Source organism: Alcanivorax borkumensis SK2 (assembly GCF_000009365.1).
In the GTDB taxonomy this organism is placed as follows: domain Bacteria; phylum Pseudomonadota; class Gammaproteobacteria; order Pseudomonadales; family Alcanivoracaceae; genus Alcanivorax; species Alcanivorax borkumensis.
In genome coordinates this window covers 2,154,577-2,169,104 of the sequence record NC_008260.1, presented here as the reverse complement: position 1 = coordinate 2,169,104, position 14,528 = coordinate 2,154,577, and the positions used below count along the sequence as shown (strand labels likewise).

Here is a 14,528-nt window from a genome sequence, read left to right as displayed (position 1 = left end):
AATAACAGCAACGGTGGCGATATTGTTATGGCCTTTCTGGACAGATCAAGAGGCTGCAGTTTTTCAGAGTCTCTTTAACAGGCTTTCAATCCAGCACCATGATCGCTTGCCCCGCATTGATCTGCTGACCTTCCTGGCGGGAAACAGTGATGACGTTTCCTGAGCCCGGGGCGTAGATTTCGATTTCCATCTTCATGGATTCAAGCACAGCCACCACGTCACCTTTTTGCACGTGGTCGCCTTCGGACACGTTCAGTTTCCAAATGTTGCCTGCTACAGGGGATTCCACTGGAGTGCCATCCACTTCTTCGGCTCCATTGTCTGCCTCTAGATTCTGCTCGGACTGGAAATTGATCTGGCCACTGTCCACCCAGCGTTGCAGTTCTTCATCAAAGGCCTGATTGCGGACGTCGGTGAAGGTGGCAATATCCTGTTGGTTGTCGTCCAGGAACTGCTGGTAAGCACTGAGGCTGAAGGTCGTTTCTTCCACCTTCAGCGGGTAATCCCCCTTGGGGAAATCTCGGCGAATCTGGTTAAGTTCTTCGTGGCTTACCTCGTAAAAGCGAATCTGGTCGAAGAAACGCAGTAGCCAGGGCTGGTTGAATACTCGTGTTTTGCGGTAACGGTTCCACATCTGCAGGGTGCGGCCGACAAACTGATAACCGCCGGGGCCTTCCATGCCGTACACACACAGGTAAGCGCCGCCGATGCCCACGGAGTTTTCTGCCGTCCAGGTACGGGCGGGGTTGTACTTGGTGGTGACCAGACGATGGCGGGGGTCGTAGGGGGTAGCCACTGGCGCACCCAGGTAGACATCACCCAACCCCATCACCACGTAGCTGGCGCTGAACAGAATATTTTTTACAGCATCAATGCTGTCCAGCCCGTTGATGCGACGGATAAATTCCAGATTAGACGGGCACCAGGGGGCATCCTTGCGCACCGACTGGATGTATTTTTCGATGGCTTGATGACAGGCTTGGTCATCCCAGCTTAGCGGGATATGTACGATGCGCGAAGGGACTTCCAGATCATCCTGCTGCTGTAGGGCATGTTCGGCACCGGCTAGGTCTTTGAGCAGTTGCTGGCGAGTAAGAACCTGTGGATTGAAATGGATCTGCAAGGAGCGGATACCGGGCGTCAGTTCAATAATGCCGGGGAGTTTTTGCTGTTCAAGCCACAGCATGAGCGCATGGGCGCGAAATCGGAGGCGCAGATCCAGCACTAGGGGGCCGTATTCCACCAGTAGATAACGGTCTCCAGCGGCGCGGTAAACCACGTCTACGCCGGCTTCTTGTTTGCTAAGGGTATTAAGCACCGGTGTGGTAATGACAGCACTTTTTACCCGTTTAGCCGGCTCAACGAGTGAGGACACGCAGTGGTCTTGTTCGGCGGCAAGTGTATCCGCATCGTCCAGGCTGATGGCTTCAAAACGTAGGGTATCGCCGGCTTTTAGTTGGCCCAGCTTCCAGCGGTCGGCCAGTACCACAGTGGCGGGGCAGACAAAGCCACCCAGTGACGGCCCGTCCGGGCCGAGGATGACCGGCATGTCGCCCGTGAAGTCCACTGTGCCCACTGCATAAGCATTGTCGTGAATGTTGGAAGGGTGCATGCCGGCCTCGCCACCATCACTGCGTGCCCAGTTTGGTTTGGGGCCCACTAGGCGGATACCGGTCCGGCTGGAGTTGTAATGCACTTGCCAGTCCGTGGAGAAAAACATGGCCATGTCGTCGTCGGTAAAAAAGTCCGGGGCGCCATGGGGGCCATAGATCACCCGCAGGGTCCAGGCTTTGCCAAGCTCGGGCTTCAAGCTTGCCGGCACCTCCACGCGGGCTGTTATGCCTGTATCTTCAGAAAAGTGCAGCACATCGCCGGTGCGCAGGGCGCGGCCACCGTGACCACCGAACTGGCCGAGGGTAAAAGTACTGCGTGAGCCCAGATAGGGGGTGCACTGGATGCCGCTGGCAATAGCAAGATAGGCGCGAGCGCCTTCGCCGCTTACTTTGCCCAGTTTTAGCACCTGACCTGGTTGTACCTGGATGACCTGATAAGGGGGGACCGGACGGCTATCCAGAGAGGCCTGCATGTCCGCGCCAGTAAGGGCTATGCGGGTGGCCTGGTTGAATTTCAGCGTTGGGCCGTTAAGCGTGAATTCCAGTCCGGCGGCGGCTTCGTCGTTGCCCAGCAGGCGGTTACCGAGACGGAAGCTGAGGTTGTCAAAAGGTCCTGAAGGGGGCACGCCCACGGGCCAGTAGCCACTCCGGCCAGGGTAATCCTGTACTGTGGTCATGGTGCCGCCGGCCAGTACATCTACGGTAAAAGGTCGGTAACGGAAATCATTGAGGTAGCGGGTGGTCATTCGCCCTTGCGCAAATACCGGGTTGGCCAGAATGGTGCGAACATATTCCCGGTTGGTCTCAATACCTTCCAGGGTGATGCCATCCAGGGTCTGCGCCAGTGCGTTCAGTGCGCTATCGCGATCGGCTTGATGAATGATGACCTTGGCTAGCATGGGATCGAACAGGGGAGAAACGGTAAGCCCGGCTTCCACCCAGTGATCAATACGCAATGCTTGCCCATCTGCTTCAGGAAAGGTGACAGCAGTCAGCAGGCCGGCGCTGGGTTGGAAATCCTTGGCCGGGTCCTCGGCATAGATCCGCGCCTGAATGGCGTGACCATTGGGAGTAAAGGGGCCGAGTGAGTTCAGTGCGGGCAGCTCGCCAGCGGCCAGTTTGATCATCCACTCCACCAGATCCACGCCGAAAATCTGTTCGGTGACACCGTGTTCCACCTGCAGGCGGGTATTCACTTCCAGAAAGTAGAAAGTGTTGGTGTCCTGATCGAGAATGAATTCCACTGTGCCGGCATTGCGGTAATGCACCGCTTGCATAAGCGTGCGTGCAGTATCGTGCAGTTCATGGCGAACATGATCGGGCAGGTTGGGGGCCGGTGTTTCTTCCAACACTTTCTGGTGGCGACGCTGGGCGGAACAGTCGCGTTCACCGAGGGTAACGGCTTGGCCTTTGCCATCACCGAATACCTGGACTTCAATGTGACGGGCGCGGGCGATATATTTTTCTATAAAGACGCCATCATTGGAAAAATTGTTGGCGCTGAGGCGGCGCACGCTATCCCAAGCCTTGTCTAGGTTTTCTGCATTGTCACAGATTTGCATGCCGATGCCGCCACCGCCGGCTGTGCTCTTCAGCATGACCGGATAACGGATTTTTTCAGCCGCTTTCAGTGCTGCCTCTTTATCATTCAGCAGGCCGGTACCTGGCAGTAGAGGAACATCGTTTTTTTCTGCCAGGGCACGAGCGGTGTGCTTGAGGCCGAAGGTGTCCATTTGTTCGGGCGTTGGGCCAATAAAGGCAATGCCGCGGGCTTCACAGCCCTTCACAAAGTCCGGGTTTTCACTGAGAAAACCGTAACCGGGGTGCACGGCTTCTACGCCATGTTCTTCCATGAGGGCAAACAGCTTATCCTGATTCAGATAGGTATCCTGGGCATTGCCTTCCCCTAGGCAGAAGGCTTTATCGGCGTAACGTACGTGCAGGGAATCGCGGTCGGCCTCGGCAAAAACCGCTATGGAAGTGATGCCCAGGGATTGGAGGGTACGGGTAACGCGGGTGGCAATGGCACCGCGATTGGCAATCAAAACCTTGTTGAACATGACTTTTTCTCTTGTCGGGCTGTCTCTGGGACAGATGACGGGCCGTCCCGTCTTTATAGCCTTGGCCGCCGGGGTCGTCCCCAGGGAAATTGGTCGGTGCTCAGTCGTTCCAGATAAGAACGTCAATGGGTGTCGGGTTGTAACCGTTGCAGGGATTGTTCAACTGAGGACAGTTGGAAATGAGGATCAGCGTATCCATGCAGGCGGTCAGTTCAACGTATTTACCCGGGGCAGAAATGCCGTCTTCAAAGGTCAGGCCGCCTTCGGCCGTCACCGGCACATTCATAAAGAAGTTGATGTTGTGGGTGATATCCTGCTTGGCAAGATGGAATTCCGGGTGCTGGTTAATGGCCAGCATCCAGCTGTCACGACAGGCATGCATGCAGCGCTTTTCCAGACTGTAACGCACGGTATTGCTTTCGGTGGCGCAAGCGCCGCCCAGCGTGTCGTGGCGACCACAGGTATCGGCAACGATTTTTAGCAACGGGTTCATGCGGTTGCTCATCAGTACGGTGCCGGCGGTGAGATACACATTGCCCTGTTCACGGATGGTATCCACGGCGCTGTAACGCTCAGCAGGATCTGCCGCATTGTAGAACAGGGTGTCGGCAGCCTGGTTGCCCTCCAGATCCAGCAGGCGAACAGTCTGGCCTTTCTTGATGATACGGATGAAATAGTCGCCGGCCGCCACTTCTTCACGGAAGAAGGCCTGCTCCGGTTGACGTTGGCTTTCTTTGATCATGGGTCTTTCCTTGGCGCCTCAAACAGCGCTTTTACTGAAAATTACAGGCCCAAGTGATACAGGCGATTGTTTTCAAAGGCGCGGCCGTTTTCAGGGCGGGCATTTTTGCAGTAGTCATCGTCCGCTACAGGGGCAGCTTTCAGCATCTCAATTTGTACTGGCTTGATGGGGTAGTCTTCGGCCGGATTCAGTGGATGCGGGCAGGTGTGCATTATCACCAGGGTGTCCATTTCGAAACGCAGGGTGACGTGTGCACCGGCTCTTGCCGCAGATGGATCGAATACCAGCTTGCCGTCGTTATCGGCGGCGACTTTGGAAAACAGATTCAGATTGGCTGCCATATCCCGTTCGGTAAGGCCGTATTTGGCCAGTTCGGTGAGGAAGCAGTGCTCCCCGCTCAAGGTCCACTGGTTGTGGCAGTCCTGGTAGGAACGCACGGCATATTTTTCTTGCAGGGCTTTTTCGCTAAGGGTGCCGCACACGGTGTCGTGCCAGCCAAATTCATCCTCCACGATGGAGGCGAAGACACGGCCCATGTCGGAGTACAGGCAATTTCCTTTGGTGAGCTTGAAGGTGTGCTGCCCCTTGAGGCTATCTGGCGCGTTATAGCGCTCCAGCGGCATCTCCGGGTTGTACATCAGCATTGAGAGATTGGCGCCGCCTTGCGGGTCGGTGAGACGCAGTTGCATACCGCGGCGTACGCGCAGGGACCAGTGGGCACTGCCGGGCAGGGTGGTGGTGTAAAGGCTTTCGCTCATGATGAAGTCCTTGTCGTCTTACAAAGTGTCGTTGAGAACGCGGCTGGTACGCCCCACGTTCTGGTTGATGTCGCTGAGGGTGCCGCTCTGGCAGTCGCCCACCGGCAGGTCGTAGGTCACCCGGGCGCCGTAGGCGTCGGGGGCCTGCGGGTCCAGCCGAGGCTTGTCGAATACCCACAATCGTGTACCCAGATAGAAGCCTTCAGTAATGTCGTGGGTGATCATGAACACGGTCAGCTTTTGCTCTTTCCAGAGTGTCAGCACCAGCGTGTGCATGTCGGCACGAATGCCCGGGTCCAGGGCGCCAAAAGGTTCGTCCAGCAGCAGGATACGTGGCTTTTTGATCAGAGCCTGGGCAAGTGCAAGACGCTGCTGCATACCGCCGGAAAGCTCGTGGGGGTACTTGTCGACCGCCTGGCCAAGGCCCACGGATTCGAGCATTTTCAAGGCATCCTTACGAAGTTGGCGGCGTGTCTTGCCGAAGCTGATGCCCAGCCAGCGGTTGCTCTGCAATTCGCCGCCCAGCATCACGTTTTCCAAAGAGGTCAGGTGATTGAGCACCGAGTAGCGTTGGAACACGATGCCACGGCTTTCGTCCGGCTCCGCCGGCAGCCGCTGACCATCCAGCAGCAGCTCGCCTCGGGTGGCTTGTTCGGTGCCGAGCAGAAGTTTCAGGAAGGTGGTCTTGCCGCAGCCAGAGGCGCCGACAATGGTGACGAATTCGCCTTCTTCCACAGTGGCGTTCAGCCGTTCCAGCACGACTTGTTCACCGTATTCTTTCCACAGATTTTTCATTTCGATAATCGCCATGGTGCACGCTCCTTAATGGCCTTTCTGGTGGAACCAAGGGTGGCGCCATTGCGAATAGCGGCTGAGAATTAAGTCTATTGCGAAGGCCAACAGAGTGATCCACACCACGTAGGGCAGAATCACATCCATGGACAGGTAGCGACGTACCAAGAAGATCCGGTAGCCCAGCCCTTCGGTGGCAGCGATGGCTTCGGCGGCGATCAGGAAAAGCCAGGCGGGGCCTAGCGACAAACGCACTGCGCTGATTAGCCGTGGCATCAGTTGCGGCCACACCAGCCGGGTGATGATCTGCCAAGTATTGGCGCCTAACGTCTGCAGCTTGATGATTTGTTCTGCAGGAATTTCCATCGCCCGCTGTTGCAGGTCACGAATCATGAAGGGCGTGATACCGATGATAATGAGCATCACCTTGGCCAGTTCGCCCAGCCCGAAAATGATGAACAGCACCGGCAGCATGGCCATGGGGGGAACCAGCGACAACCCTGTGACCAGCGGTGAAAATGTGGAGCGGATCAGGGGGATGCTGCCGTTGCCAATGCCCACGATAATGGCGACCAGGGCGCTGATGGCTACACCGATAGCCAAACGTTGCAGGCTGGCCAGGGTATCGGCGAGAAGCAGGTACTCACCGCTGCGTTTGCTGGGCTCGAATGCCATGCGATTAATGGCCTGAACAAAACTGTCCAGTGCAGGCAGGAGTTTGTCGTTTGGATTGTCGGCAAGACGTGCATCTGATGCCAACATGTAAACGACAATCAGCAGTGCAAAGGGAAGTAGCCCCAATGCCCAGCTTGCTGCCCTGCTGGGCTGTCTGTTGATCAGTTTCTTCATGGGGGTTCCCACTGGTAAGTGTCGGAGCTAGTGCAATGGTCGACGCCGAAAAAAGCTAACTCTGTCCGGCCTCGACCTGAGCCTTCAGGTGTTACAGCTTCCCGTCGGCGGCCATGGCCATGTAATCGGCGATAAAGCGCAGCTGCACATTGCTTTCGCTACCGAATACGCCAACCGGGGTTTCGATACCGACGAAGCCGGCGTCCGGAGCGCCTTCCCCGAGCAGGCCGTGATCGAATGAAAACTCCGCCACTTTCTGCATGGTGTCTTTCAGCTCGGGGCTGTTGACGAACGTCACCGCTTCGCTGGCCTTGTAGAACATGCGGGTTGACGCCAGCTGAGCGTCGTATCCGGCTAGATCGGTGCCGGACGCTTTGGCCATGAAGGTGCGGGCAGCCTTGCCGGCATCGTCATCGGCGGACATGGTGGCCATGATTTCATACCACGCACCGGTGAGTGCCTTACCGAAGTTCGGGTTGGCTTTGAGGGTCTCGGTGTTGACCACCATCAGGTCGATGATTTCGCCCGGGATCTTTGAAGAGTCGAAGACCTTGTGGCTGTCCGGCATGGCGGTGATTTCGCTGAGTAGGGGATTCCAGGTGGCCACAGCAGTGACCCCCTTGGTAGTGAAGGCGGCCACCATGTCGGCGTCGGAGGTGTTCACCACGGTCAGGTCCTTTTCGCTTAAGTTGACAGTGTCGAGTGCGCGGGCCAACAAGTAGTGAGAAACGGACAGTTCTACCAGATTTACATCCTGGCCCTTGATGTTGGCTAGCGTGTCAGTGCCCTTGAGCACCACGCCATCGTTACCGTTGGAAAAATCCCCCACAATCAGGGCAGTAGAGTCCACACCCCCGGCGGCGGGAATGGTCAGGGCATCCATGTTGGTCATGGCGCAGCCGTCGTAGGCACCGGCAGTGTACTGGTTGATGGATTCCACATAGTCGTTGATCTGAACCACATCGATGGTGATGTCGTATTTGGCTGCCCACTTGTCGACGATCTTTTGCTGGGCGCCATAGTCCCATGGCATCCAGCCCACGTAGATAGACCAGCAGACGCTAAAAGAATCTTTGGCCAGTGCAGTAACAGGTGTGAGCGTGGTAAACAGAACGAGTGCTGCAGCTGCAGCTATTTTGCATAGGGAACGGGTCATGTCGGACCTCCTTGGCTACGGACGAAGAGGAATCCAATGACACTGCTGTCATCGTGTCCTCCCGGGCTTTTGTCCCGCCGTGTAACCCCCTGCCGGTAGATGCTGCTGCCAATCTATCGGCGCCAAGAAGGTCGAAGGCTCTCGGACCAGGCATCGGCTGCTGGCGTAGCCGATCGGAACCCTAGCTTTCTATTGGTGCAGATTGTGTTGAGTGCTTGATGGCAACAAAGCCATTCGATTCCTCTACCCGTAATAAAGCAAAGGAAGTGCCAACCTGAATCAGGAAAGACGAAAAGGCCGTGTCTGCCGCACAAGGCACGGCTTGGCATTGGAAATTAGGGGGAGGGGAGCAGAATTGGGGATACCATGCCGGCGCGATGAAGTGTGCCGGCATGGTGCATGGCGCGCGTCTTTGCGCTCGGGTGGTGCGGGTTACTCCGGCTGTTCCAGGAAGTCGATCAGTGCCTCCCAGCTCACCTGATCCGCATGAGCGCTGTAGGCCAGGGGCATTTCGAATCGCTCACCGGCAGCATCGGCCCCGGGGTTAGTGAAGCCGTGCTTGGCCTCCGGGAAACTCAGTAATTGGAAATCGGCTCCGGCAGCGGTCATCTCGCTGACAAAACCACTTACTTGTTTTGCGGGCACCATGGGGTCAGCCTGCCCTGTAGCGACTAGAACCCGTGCTTTCAGCTCGCCGGATTTTGCCGGGTTCTCGGTGCCCAGGCTGCCATGGAAGCTGGCTACGCCGGCCAAATCAGTACCCCGGCGGGCCTGTTCCAGCACCACTGCGCCACCAAAACAGTAGCCGATGGCAAACAGGCGCCCTGGCTCAACTTGCTGCTGTTTGAGCATCAGGGTGCGAGCAGCCTGAAAGCGGGCATTCATGGTTTCCGGGTTTGATAATGCGGTTTCCATAAAACTTTTCGCATCTTTCGGATGGCTGGCAACTTTGCCGGTGCCGTACATATCTACCGCAAAAGCGGTGTAACCCGCTTCCGCCAACATGTGCGCGCGGTTACGGGCATAGTCATCCAAGCCCCACCATTCGTGCACTACAATGACTCCGGGGCCCGGGTCTTTCTGGCGATCATTGAGGTACATGACGCCCTTACCTAGGCCGTCAGGCAGGGTAACTTCGGTTTCAATGATGTCGGTGTAGCCGGTTTGGCCGGCAAAGATAAGGGATGCGAGTAAGATGAGCCGTTTCATAGACCTGTCCTTGCTAAGTTTCAGCGAAATTATTTATTTTGCCAGACCCAACGAAGTGGTTCGCCGAAGTCGTCGTAAATGAGTTTACGTCGTGGCTGGGCATTGAGCTGTTGGCGATGAGGTTTATGTTTGCGAGAGTCTATGTTGGCAGCCACTTGACTCAGATCTGTGCGCTGATTCTGGCGGGGGCCATTAAACAGCACGGTTTGGTGCCCTTTGCCGGATACAGCATCAGCGCCACTCACACCGTTCGGTACCTCATTAATGGCCCCGCCTTCAGAAAGAAAGCGTTCCATATCGCGTTCCAAGCGATGCCGCTGTTGTTCTTTACTGTTACGAACTTTCACGGGGCTCATCGGGGCTGATGGGTGGATCAATCACAATAACAGGCTCATATAGAGGCTGCCACCATGATAATTGCGGTTACGGTTAGGTTTTGTGTCGAATCAGCCCTGGCGCAGGGAGGTGAGAATCTGTGGTGGCGCCTGCTAGCGGAACCTTATGTCCGTTGGTAAGTGATCGTTAAAGGTGCATATCGCTAATTCGGGGAATAAAGAGTAAAGGGCGAGGGTGGATTGCTCATCACCCTGCCCAAGGGCGGAGGATCGTTACTTTGCGGCCAAAGGCGGAGTATCAAAAGCCACATTGGTCAGCCCATGACGCATGAGAGTGCGGATATTGGCGTGGTCGTTGCCGTCTGGATTACCCAGAACATGGTCGCGGTAAAAGTGACCGAAGCAGGCCAGCGTCTGAGCGTCAGAAAGAAAGTTGATTTTGGCAAAGGCCAGTATCTTGCAGGACCCTTCATTCGTACCAGCGTCATTGTACACGCAATCATCACCGTGGCCGTTGCTGAAGGCTGCAGGCGTGTAATGGTAATGTTCTGTAATCACGGCTTGTACTGCGTCGAAGGTAACGGTGTCCGGGTCGGCTTTTAGGGTGTCTAACAGGGTGTTTAGCGAAGAGGCCATCGTTCTTCCTATGCCAGGTTGAAACAGGGCCTGAAGGCAGCCCATGCAGAGCTGACAATCAGGCTGTTAGAGAGTTGGGGGTATTACTGGGCGGCGGAATCTTTGGGCAGAACCATACCGGTGCTTTGCAGCGGGTTACAGTTCTTAATGACCACCTTACCTTCTAGCATATTGCCGCGGGAATATTCGCGGAAAATGCATTGGTTGGTTTCCGGGTCGTAGTTTTCAATCCACAGGTTGTCATCTTTCCACGTGGCATTTAGATGGTACTGCTCTTCTGGCACGGAAATATGCATGGTGCCGCCAAAGCGCTTCACAAACACCTGCTGTAACCAGAAATAATAGGCGATGGTAGCGGTGAGCCAGATAATCACAGCGATAATCACGGCAGGCTTCCATTTGCCTAACCGTACGCCAACACCAAATAGTGCACCAATGACTAGTGCTGCTACCAGGAACCAATAGAGATAGGTAACCATACTTGCATCCTTGTCGTTTGAGGTTTGTTGTAATGGCGCTTAAGTGCGCGAAGTGTCTCTGGCATCATAGCAGTCAACGCAGGGGTGGGTGTAAAACCATGCAACAGTGGTGGCTATATATGCTGGAGTGTGCGGATCGGTCGCTGTATACCGGTATCAGCACGGAGCCGGCGCGTCGGGTTCATGAACATAACACTAGCCTGAAAGGCGCACGTTATACGCGGGCTCGCCGTCCAGTACGCCCGGTATTATTGCTGCCGGCGGGCGATAGAGCTTCTGCCAGCCAGTTGGAGGCTCGCATTAAGCGTTTAAGCCGCCGCGACAAGCAGCTCCTGCTGGTGGCGCTGGAAATGGAAAAACGGCAGCGACCGCTGTCTGTCTGGATTGAGTCACTAACTGAGTCAGTCAGGCATTTGGAATAATCAAACATCATGATGGAGAAACGATCGATGACAAATACGCTGAGCGCCAGGTCAATGCCGCGCCTGAATACTTTTTGGCGCAGTGCTTTGCTGGTCTTGCTAGTAGGCTGGTTAAGTGGTTGTGGTATTAACAATATCCCGACCTATGACGAGCAGGTGAAAGCCGCTTGGTCACAGGTAGAAAACCAATATCAGCGCCGCGCCGACTTGATACCCAACTTGGTGAATACGGTTAAAGGCTATGCTAGCCACGAGAAAGAAGTGTTGGTGGATGTTACCCAAGCCCGAGCTAAGGTGGGCTCCATTCAGGTGGATGGCAACATGCTTAACAATCCAGAAAAGCTAAAGCAGTTCGAACAGGCTCAGCGCCAGCTTGGTTCTGCTTTGCAGCGTTTGATGGTGGTGGCCGAGCGCTATCCAGATCTGAAGGCTAATCAGAATTTTTTGGCCCTGCAATCGCAACTGGAGGGCACGGAAAACCGCATCAGCGTGGCACGCCGGGATTACATTGCGGCCGTGCAACGGTATAACACCGAGATTCGTACCTTTCCCGGTCGTCTCTGGCACAGCTTTTTGTACAGTGACATGGAAACCCGCGAAACCTATGAAGCCACGGCTGAAAATGCGGACCAGGCCCCCAGCGTGAACTTTAACTGATGCGCTATTTCGCACTGATCGCTCTATTGCTTAGCACCTCGTTGTGGGCGGCGCCGGAATTTCCGGCGCTGTCTGGACGGGTGGTGGACGAAGCGGGGTTGCTGACCCCCGCTCAAACTCAGAGCCTTACCCAGGCGCTGGCGGCGGCGGAGCAAAATACGTCTAACCAGCTGGTGGTAGTTACCCTGTCCGATTTGCAGGGCTATGACATCGCCGATTATGGCTATCAATTGGGCCGTGAGTGGGGCATTGGCAGCAAAGAAAATAATAATGGCGTGCTGCTGATCGTGGCGCCCAATGATCGCAAGGTACGCATTGAGGTGGGCTATGGTTTGGAAGGCGTGCTCACTGATGCCCTGTCCAGTGTGATCATCCAGCAGGAAATTTTGCCCGCGTTCCGCCAAGGTCAGTTTTATGGCGGCATTCAGGCTGGGGTGACGAGCATCCAAGCCGCCATTCAGGGTGAATATCAAGGCGAGCGCCAACCCCGCGACAAACCCAGCGGCCTCAAGGCTTTGCTGATGCTGATCGGCATGGTAGTGGTCACTTTCCTATTGTCCTTTGGGGGTGGCGGAGGCCGGGGTGGCCGCCGTGGCGGCATGTTCCTGCCGGTGCCCATGGGCGGCTTTGGCGGCGGTGGTGGATTCGGTGGCGGCGGCTTCGGCGGCGGCGGTGGTGGTTTTGGAGGCGGTGGCGCCTCGGGAGGTTGGTAATGTTGCTGGATCACGATGCTCAGAGCGCTTTGGCCCGCGTCATCAGCGAACAGGAAGCGCGTACCGATGCGGAAATGGTGACCGTGCTGGCGCGTCAGGCGGACGACTACCGTTATGTGACAGTCATGTGGGCTGCGCTGTTATCGCTGTTAGTGCCGGCGTTACTGCTTTTCCTGCCGGTGTGGCTTACCCCGCTTGAAGCCTTGCTGCTGCAGTGGGGGGTGTTGTTGGCGCTCGCGGTGCTGTTTCGGCTGAAACCGATCCAGTTTCGCCTGGTGCCACGGCGGTTACAGCAAACCCGCGCGGCTGGGCTGGCGCGCCAGTCGTTTCTGCAACAGGGGCTTCATCGCACCAAAGGCGCAACCGGCGTGCTGATTTTTGTTAGCGAAGCCGAGCACTATGTGGAAATTTTGGCCGATCAGGGTATCGCCCAGCATGTGCCAGACAGTGAATGGCAAAGCATGGTGGATGCCTTTATTGCAAAGCTGAAAAACGGTGAGGTGGCAGAGGGCTTCCAAGAATGCGTGGCTGCCTGCGGCGACAAGCTAGCCAACCACGTGCCCGCCACCGAGCAGAAAAACGAACTGCCTAATCATCTTGTGATTCTTTGAATTGCCCAGTGAGGAAATGACGGAGGGAGGGCTTCAAGAAAGGGCCGTGTGGCCCTTTGTATGAGTTCATCGCGAGTCCACATGGAAGCGTCGATTGTGCCTGCCTTTAACGTAATCCATGGCAATAGAGCTGGCAGAACAATATTAGCGTTAATGCAGTCTTTCTTGCGGTGGTAGAAACGCCCCTGTATGAAACATCCATTGACCACTGCGAAAGTGGATGATGCCTTGGTAGGATTTACTGATTTTCATCCGATTGGTAGATGGGTGATCGAATGACATTGCGAGCAGTATCGTGTTTCTCTTAACTCCTGGATCCAGCGGGCTCACTGGTGCTATTGGGGAGTGTAGATGGGGCGTAATGGCAGGTAGGGACTAAATTTTTGTTAGGCGCTTAACATGACGATACGAATAAATGCAGACTTTTCACAACGCATCGTGATTCAACCGGATGACTATCACTGGGTGGAATCGCCGATGCCGGGTGTGCAACGAATGATGCTCGATAGGGTGGGGGGTGAAACTGCACGTGCCACCTCGCTTGTTCGCTATGAGCCTTTTAGTGAGTTCTCGCCACATATTCATTCCGGTGGAGAAGAGTTTTTTGTGCTTGAAGGCGTGTTTTCTGATGAGTATCAACGCTATGGCAAAGGCAGTTATGTACGCAACCCTATTGGTACATCACACACACCTAAAATCGGTAAGGAGGGGGCGACTATTTTCGTTAAATTACAGCAGTTCGACGAAAAAGATACAGAGCAAAAGGTCATCGATACCCAAGCACAACCATGGCGTCAGGGGCTAGTCGGTGGCCTAAAAGTGATGCCACTGCATGAGTTTGAAAGTGAACACGTAGCTCTGGTGAAGTGGGCGCCAAACACTCAATTTACTGCTCATCAGCATTGGGGTGGAGAAGAAATTTTTGTATTAGGGGGTACCTTCCATGATGAGTATGGTAGCTACGCTAAAGGCTCATGGCTACGTAGCCCTCATCAAAGTCGGCACAGCCCCTTCACCAAAGAAGATGGTGCATTGATTTACGTAAAGACAGGGCACTTGTAAATATAAATGCCGCCAACTTTTCGACCCAGCGAGGCGGTGCGTATTTTTCTCGTGTAGAACCGTGACGCTTTACTAATCCCTCGAGTAGCCAATAGAGACCAGCTCCGCCAGTGGCCGGCTTTAGCGTATATTTGATTAATACTTCAAGGTCGCCAGCGGCTTTACTCTATTCAAGTTGCCCCCTTGGTTTCATGGGCGATGCCTGTCAATTTTGTCGATTTTCGAATTCCAGGTTTTTGATTTTTAGAGAGAGCACGCAATTAGTGTGTCCGTGCGTGCCCACACTAATGTCCCCGTGGTGAATTGTAGGGAAGTTGTTTGATTCCGGACACCAACGGGGGTGGTACGTTATCACTCTAAGCGAGGTGTCAGATGACCAGACAACGGCGTCCCTTTAACACTTGAGTTCAAATAGGAAGCTGACAGCTTCGTGC

At 55.3% G+C, this 14,528-nt stretch carries 15 protein-coding genes and 1 riboswitch; of the genes, 5 read left to right on the top strand and 10 right to left on the bottom strand.

Features of this window, described 5'->3' with window-relative positions:
- Positions 1-85: 85 nt before the first annotated feature.
- The 10 genes from uca to ABO_RS09700 all read right to left on the bottom strand — a co-directional run bounded on the left by uca (position 86) and on the right by ABO_RS09700 (position 10,629).
- Entirely contained in the window at positions 86-3,673 is a 3,588-nt protein-coding gene (gene uca, locus ABO_RS09745; RefSeq protein WP_011589171.1) for an urea carboxylase, read from the bottom strand.
- A gap of 100 nt (positions 3,674-3,773) precedes the next feature.
- Complete coding sequence (locus ABO_RS09740; RefSeq protein ID WP_011589170.1) at positions 3,774-4,415, bottom strand: urea amidolyase associated protein UAAP2; 642 nt, start codon at positions 4,413-4,415, stop codon at positions 3,774-3,776.
- Between the two features lie 41 nt (positions 4,416-4,456).
- Positions 4,457-5,173: an urea amidolyase associated protein UAAP1 gene (locus tag ABO_RS09735; RefSeq protein ID WP_011589169.1), complete on the bottom strand. Its 717-nt coding sequence runs from the start codon at positions 5,171-5,173 to the stop codon at positions 4,457-4,459.
- 18 nt (positions 5,174-5,191) lie between these two features.
- Positions 5,192-5,983 (bottom strand): ATP-binding cassette domain-containing protein, encoded by a 792-nt coding sequence (locus ABO_RS09730; RefSeq protein ID WP_011589168.1) that lies wholly within the window; start codon positions 5,981-5,983, stop codon positions 5,192-5,194.
- Between the two features lie 12 nt (positions 5,984-5,995).
- Complete coding sequence (locus ABO_RS09725; RefSeq protein WP_035461344.1) at positions 5,996-6,814, bottom strand: ABC transporter permease; 819 nt, start codon at positions 6,812-6,814, stop codon at positions 5,996-5,998.
- A gap of 91 nt (positions 6,815-6,905) precedes the next feature.
- On the bottom strand, positions 6,906-7,970 hold the full coding sequence (locus tag ABO_RS09720; RefSeq protein ID WP_011589166.1) for a putative urea ABC transporter substrate-binding protein: 1,065 nt from the start codon (positions 7,968-7,970) through the stop codon (positions 6,906-6,908).
- Positions 7,971-8,026: 56 nt separating this feature from the next.
- A riboswitch (guanidine-I (ykkC/yxkD leader) is annotated at positions 8,027-8,166 on the bottom strand.
- Between the two features lie 236 nt (positions 8,167-8,402).
- Complete coding sequence (locus ABO_RS09715; RefSeq protein WP_011589165.1) at positions 8,403-9,179, bottom strand: dienelactone hydrolase family protein; 777 nt, start codon at positions 9,177-9,179, stop codon at positions 8,403-8,405.
- Positions 9,180-9,208: 29 nt separating this feature from the next.
- Complete coding sequence (locus ABO_RS09710; RefSeq protein WP_231483513.1) at positions 9,209-9,535, bottom strand: hypothetical protein; 327 nt, start codon at positions 9,533-9,535, stop codon at positions 9,209-9,211.
- Positions 9,536-9,787: 252 nt separating this feature from the next.
- The gene (locus ABO_RS09705; RefSeq protein WP_035461340.1) at positions 9,788-10,150 is read right to left on the bottom strand and encodes a HopJ type III effector protein; all 363 of its coding nucleotides are present in this window, start codon (positions 10,148-10,150) and stop codon (positions 9,788-9,790) included.
- Between the two features lie 83 nt (positions 10,151-10,233).
- Positions 10,234-10,629, bottom strand: coding sequence for a hypothetical protein (locus ABO_RS09700; protein ID WP_011589163.1), 396 nt, complete (start codon positions 10,627-10,629; stop codon positions 10,234-10,236).
- Between the two features lie 98 nt (positions 10,630-10,727).
- Between ABO_RS09700 and ABO_RS09695 the strand changes: the two genes are divergently transcribed.
- From ABO_RS09695 to ABO_RS09675, 5 genes are all read left to right on the top strand, one after another.
- Positions 10,728-11,051: a GIY-YIG nuclease family protein gene (locus ABO_RS09695; protein ID WP_035461338.1), complete on the top strand. Its 324-nt coding sequence runs from the start codon at positions 10,728-10,730 to the stop codon at positions 11,049-11,051.
- Positions 11,052-11,078: 27 nt separating this feature from the next.
- Complete coding sequence (locus tag ABO_RS09690; protein ID WP_046962013.1) at positions 11,079-11,708, top strand: LemA family protein; 630 nt, start codon at positions 11,079-11,081, stop codon at positions 11,706-11,708.
- Complete coding sequence (locus ABO_RS09685; RefSeq protein WP_011589160.1) at positions 11,708-12,421, top strand: TPM domain-containing protein; 714 nt, start codon at positions 11,708-11,710, stop codon at positions 12,419-12,421. Before ABO_RS09690 ends, ABO_RS09685 begins: the two co-directional genes overlap by 1 nt.
- Entirely contained in the window at positions 12,421-13,032 is a 612-nt protein-coding gene (locus tag ABO_RS09680; protein WP_011589159.1) for a TPM domain-containing protein, read from the top strand. Before ABO_RS09685 ends, ABO_RS09680 begins: the two co-directional genes overlap by 1 nt.
- Before the next feature lie 399 nt (positions 13,033-13,431).
- A complete protein-coding gene (locus tag ABO_RS09675) occupies positions 13,432-14,094 on the top strand; it encodes a cupin domain-containing protein (RefSeq protein ID WP_011589158.1) in 663 nt (220 codons plus the stop codon).
- The last annotated feature ends 434 nt before the right edge of the window (positions 14,095-14,528 follow it).

Bases quoted from the DNA above. Each gene is read 5' to 3' on its own strand.
- uca (WP_011589171.1), bottom strand. From the start codon at position 3,673: ATGTTCAACAAGGTTTTGATTGCCAATCGCGGTGCCATTGCCACCCGC.
- ABO_RS09740 (WP_011589170.1), bottom strand. From the start codon at position 4,415: ATGATCAAAGAAAGCCAACGTCAACCGGAGCAGGCCTTCTTCCGTGAA.
- ABO_RS09735 (WP_011589169.1), bottom strand. From the start codon at position 5,173: ATGAGCGAAAGCCTTTACACCACCACCCTGCCCGGCAGTGCCCACTGG.
- ABO_RS09730 (WP_011589168.1), bottom strand. From the start codon at position 5,983: ATGGCGATTATCGAAATGAAAAATCTGTGGAAAGAATACGGTGAACAA.
- ABO_RS09725 (WP_035461344.1), bottom strand. From the start codon at position 6,814: ATGAAGAAACTGATCAACAGACAGCCCAGCAGGGCAGCAAGCTGGGCA.
- ABO_RS09720 (WP_011589166.1), bottom strand. From the start codon at position 7,970: ATGACCCGTTCCCTATGCAAAATAGCTGCAGCTGCAGCACTCGTTCTG.
- ABO_RS09715 (WP_011589165.1), bottom strand. From the start codon at position 9,179: ATGAAACGGCTCATCTTACTCGCATCCCTTATCTTTGCCGGCCAAACC.
- ABO_RS09710 (WP_231483513.1), bottom strand. From the start codon at position 9,535: ATGAGCCCCGTGAAAGTTCGTAACAGTAAAGAACAACAGCGGCATCGC.
- ABO_RS09705 (WP_035461340.1), bottom strand. From the start codon at position 10,150: ATGGCCTCTTCGCTAAACACCCTGTTAGACACCCTAAAAGCCGACCCG.
- ABO_RS09700 (WP_011589163.1), bottom strand. From the start codon at position 10,629: ATGGTTACCTATCTCTATTGGTTCCTGGTAGCAGCACTAGTCATTGGT.
- ABO_RS09695 (WP_035461338.1), top strand. From the start codon at position 10,728: ATGCAACAGTGGTGGCTATATATGCTGGAGTGTGCGGATCGGTCGCTG.
- ABO_RS09690 (WP_046962013.1), top strand. From the start codon at position 11,079: ATGACAAATACGCTGAGCGCCAGGTCAATGCCGCGCCTGAATACTTTT.
- ABO_RS09685 (WP_011589160.1), top strand. From the start codon at position 11,708: ATGCGCTATTTCGCACTGATCGCTCTATTGCTTAGCACCTCGTTGTGG.
- ABO_RS09680 (WP_011589159.1), top strand. From the start codon at position 12,421: ATGTTGCTGGATCACGATGCTCAGAGCGCTTTGGCCCGCGTCATCAGC.
- ABO_RS09675 (WP_011589158.1), top strand. From the start codon at position 13,432: ATGACGATACGAATAAATGCAGACTTTTCACAACGCATCGTGATTCAA.